Origin of the sequence: Thermoactinomyces sp. DSM 45891 (assembly GCF_900119485.1) — a bacterium.
In the GTDB taxonomy this organism is placed as follows: Bacteria; Bacillota; Bacilli; order Thermoactinomycetales; family Thermoactinomycetaceae; genus Baia.
This window is the reverse complement of record NZ_FPJZ01000040.1, coordinates 1-3,422: the sequence shown is the minus strand read 5'-3', so window position 1 is coordinate 3,422 and position 3,422 is coordinate 1. Positions and strand designations below refer to the sequence as shown.

The 3,422-nt window shown below is 38.5% G+C and carries 5 protein-coding genes and 1 pseudogene; all 6 read left to right on the top strand.

Annotated features, from left to right (window positions below; all coding sequences use genetic code 11):
* Positions 1-486: DUF4258 domain-containing protein (locus BT147_RS15700; RefSeq protein ID WP_177239873.1), on the top strand; the 486-nt coding region annotated here is incomplete at its 5' end.
* Positions 487-580: 94 nt separating this feature from the next.
* Positions 581-988, top strand: a complete 408-nt coding sequence (locus BT147_RS14815; protein ID WP_072337079.1) for a hypothetical protein — start codon at positions 581-583, stop codon at positions 986-988.
* Positions 989-1,031: 43 nt separating this feature from the next.
* Positions 1,032-1,265: a hypothetical protein gene (locus BT147_RS14810; RefSeq protein ID WP_072337076.1), complete on the top strand. Its 234-nt coding sequence runs from the start codon at positions 1,032-1,034 to the stop codon at positions 1,263-1,265.
* Positions 1,266-1,398: 133 nt separating this feature from the next.
* Complete coding sequence (locus BT147_RS14805) at positions 1,399-2,085, top strand: DUF2711 family protein (protein ID WP_083426603.1); 687 nt, start codon at positions 1,399-1,401, stop codon at positions 2,083-2,085.
* Between the two features lie 542 nt (positions 2,086-2,627).
* Positions 2,628-2,915: pseudogene (locus BT147_RS15925) on the top strand (colicin D domain-containing protein); the annotation flags it as partial.
* 44 nt (positions 2,916-2,959) lie between these two features.
* On the top strand, positions 2,960-3,196 hold the full coding sequence (locus BT147_RS14795) for a hypothetical protein (protein ID WP_072337070.1): 237 nt from the start codon (positions 2,960-2,962) through the stop codon (positions 3,194-3,196).
* The last annotated feature ends 226 nt before the right edge of the window (positions 3,197-3,422 follow it).

Below are 3,422 nucleotides of genomic sequence, written 5' to 3'. Positions count from 1 at the left end.
GGCGGCGGAGTCGTCGTAGCCTGTGGAACGACCGCATGTGCCGCAGCCGCTCCTGGTGCCGTAGCAGCCGCTTGGGGTACAGGAGTTGCAGGTGGAGGAGCCAAGAATCTGGGGCAAGATATTGGTGAATTGATTAATATGTTTTCTGGGAAAGGAAAAGGGACATCTATTCCTACTCCGGGGGATGTAACACCAGGAGGTAGGACATTTACTAAACACGCAGCTGAGAGAGCTAATCAAAGAGGATATTCGTCAAAAGATGTCGATGATATTATTGATGATTGGACCAACAAGGGGTATCAGCCGGGCGGGAGAACTGTCTATGGAAAACGAAAAAAAGATGGGTATCATGTTGTGGTCTTGGACTCTAGTGAGAACATAGTTAGTATTGTTGGTGGTGGAAAAGGAAGTAATACCTTACCAGATTGGAATGCTGTTCAGAAAATGATGAGAAATCAGGGGGGCTTTTCTGATTCTCCATGGTAATTATGCGTTAGTATAATTACATATTGAGTCATTTGTTATCAGTTTTGAACAAATGACTCAATGATTTTTAAATATGATTGAGGGGATGATGAAATTGAACATTACAATAGAGAATGGTCAATATATTTATATAAGTTTTCTGAAGAGAAATGGATTTGGTATTGTAGAAGATACATACCTCTCTGTTAACTGCTGTTTGTTATTTGATGATAAAAATAATTGGATTGGACTAGAGGTCAGTAATGAAAATTTTAATGGACCCATTCAACTTCCTCCATTAAAGGAGATTGAATTCCCAATGCATGAAGCTATTATTAATGAGTCAGGAAGGACTCTAGAAATATTATTTGATAAGGATTTACAAGTAGCTCGGAAGATCAAATATGCTTGTAATATTGATGTTATTTCAGAGCAGTTATACGGAATAGAAATACTTTTGTTGGATCAGGGTTCAATTGGCAATAGGGATATTGTTAAGCCTTTTGTGAGTAGTGATAGTTAAAAGATCCGGACGGTATGAATGGCTTGATTAGGAGTTGAAGATTATGTCAGTACAGGCATCCTTGGATTTTCAAGTGAGATATGGTGAAGGACAGAACAAAATGAACTTGTTTGATGCATTCATATCGAATGGCTGGCAATGGCACGATGAGGATAATGAAGTTTGCTTTTTACCAGTTGGAGATGATGACGACTATGACTGGCAATCGAAAGAGCTGAGCTTAACTCAATTACGAGAAATAATCAAACAGAAGATGATCAACAAAGACCCACATTAGAAGTTTATGATGGGAAAAAATCGTTTAAATTTAGGTATGATGACTGATGTGTGGTAGCTAGAAAAAGATTGATCGAGTTGTTAAAAATAAAGAGTCTGTTCTTTTTTACAGGCTCTTTTTAGGAGGTTATGATTTGTTAGATTATATTTGGTTGGATGAAAAGACACCTATTCTAAATCAATTGCCCAATAGATTTAAATTTGCGGCAATATTATTCCACCCGTTTATCAAAATGCCTTTTGAATGGGGAAAAGAAAGGAGTTCTGATGACGGAATATATCCTAGTAATGAAGAAATACTAGATTATGGATATCCGGTTACTTGGCAGGAGATTATGTCTGATAATGGGTTAACTTCACATGATGAAGTAGCACTAGCTCTAAAAACCTCTATTCATGCCTTAAGGAAAGAATATGCACGAGAAGATTTAGCGAGTAAGCTAAATTCAAATCTTAAGCCAGAGATTTATTACCCGACAGAAGATAATACATCTGTATTTATACTGGATAATTTTTTAAGATTATTTTCAGCAAAAGGGATTAAGGAGCTCTGCTTTTCAGATCCGCTTTTGGGGCGGAACGGAGTATTGAATATAAATGGTACGACCCCTTTGGACATCTGTGATTTAGCAGATAATGAATTGATTTTGACAGATATGGATATGAATTATGCTTTTATGAATTTGCATGATTCATTTACAACGCTTTTTTTCACGACAGATGAGGATATTAAGGGGTTTTTAAGATCAGCTAATTGTGAATTTATCGTATGCGATGGTCAAACAGGCGTAAACTGGTATTGGAATAGCCAGTCTCAGTAATAAAGGAAAGAAGTGGCTTCTTCGTATAGGGGAAGCCACTTATGTTGACATCGTTATGAGATCATGGTGGATATCTAAGAATGATTATATGTCGAAAAAGTAGACACAGTAGGACGGAAAATATTTCATGCAATTTTAATATAAAAAAGCTATCAAGAAAGCAACCCAGTCTGCTGTGAAATCGATTTCGCAGTTTTACCATGGAGCACGAGATCGAATCAACAGTAATATCTTCCCTCTGGGACTTGCAGATTTAAGTGATCCAAACGAGGAAAAAAGGAGTCTCTTATCACGTAGGAGCCGTGGCAGGTGATATCGTCTCCATGCTAGTAGGTGTATCTGCCACAGTAGGTGGAGGCGGTGAAGTCATTGTAGCCTGTGGAACGACAGCCTGTGCTGCATCCGCACCGGGTGCCGTAGCAGCCGCTTGGGGTACAGGAGTTGCAGGTGGTGGAGCGAAGAATCTGGGGCAAGATATTGGTGAATTGATTAGTATGTTTTCTAGAGGTGGAGGGGGATCTAGCAATCCAATCAATTTTAGCTCCGGACAACTTCAGAAGAAATTTAAGCATGCAAAAGATTTTGGTGTTGAAGGTAATTATAACAAAGCGAATGCAGCTAAATTTGAAGAGGCAATGCAAGCTCACATAAAAAATCCCGATACCCAAGTAATCCCGGGTACGTATCGTGGTAAGATGCCTGTAACTCACTATTTTAATCCGAATACAGGCTTGAATGTTATGTCTGATGCAGCTGGAAATTTCCATAGTGGTTGGGAGTTGGGTCAAAAGCAAATTGAATATCTTCTGAAAAACGGTAATGTCCAATAAGATGTGAAATTTTCGTGTAGTTTATTAAGGAGGTTGTTAGAGTCATGAAGGAATCTAAAATTACTATTGGTTTATCTCCAGAAGAAGCAATAGTATTCTACGACTGGATATGCCGCTTCAACGAGGAAGAGTATACTGAGTTTGAAGATCAAGCAGAGCAACGTGTGTTGTGGGACATTGAATCGATACTTGAGTCAAAGCTTGCTGCCCCATTAAATTCAAAATATGATGATCTACTTCAGGTGGCCCGATCAAAAATCCGTGATGAAATAGAAGGGTAAGTCATCAAGATCAAAAACGGTTGTTCTAGCATAGGACAACCGTTTTTGACTGGGTGGAGTCAAAAAAGTTTACAACAAGGTTAGAAAGTAAGGAAAACAGTCAAAAAGATTGTAAACAAGGCCAAGAGTTATGTCAAAAACGTGGTCAAGTCTGCCGTCAAGAAAATTGTAAACAATGTCAAGAAAGCAACCCAATCTGCCACCAAATCGGTTTCGCAGTTTATTA

Excerpts from the sequence above, each read along its gene's own strand:
- BT147_RS14810 (WP_072337076.1), top strand. The coding sequence starts at position 1,032 with ATGTCAGTACAGGCATCCTTGGATTTTCAAGTGAGATATGGTGAAGGA.
- BT147_RS14795 (WP_072337070.1), top strand. The coding sequence starts at position 2,960 with ATGAAGGAATCTAAAATTACTATTGGTTTATCTCCAGAAGAAGCAATA.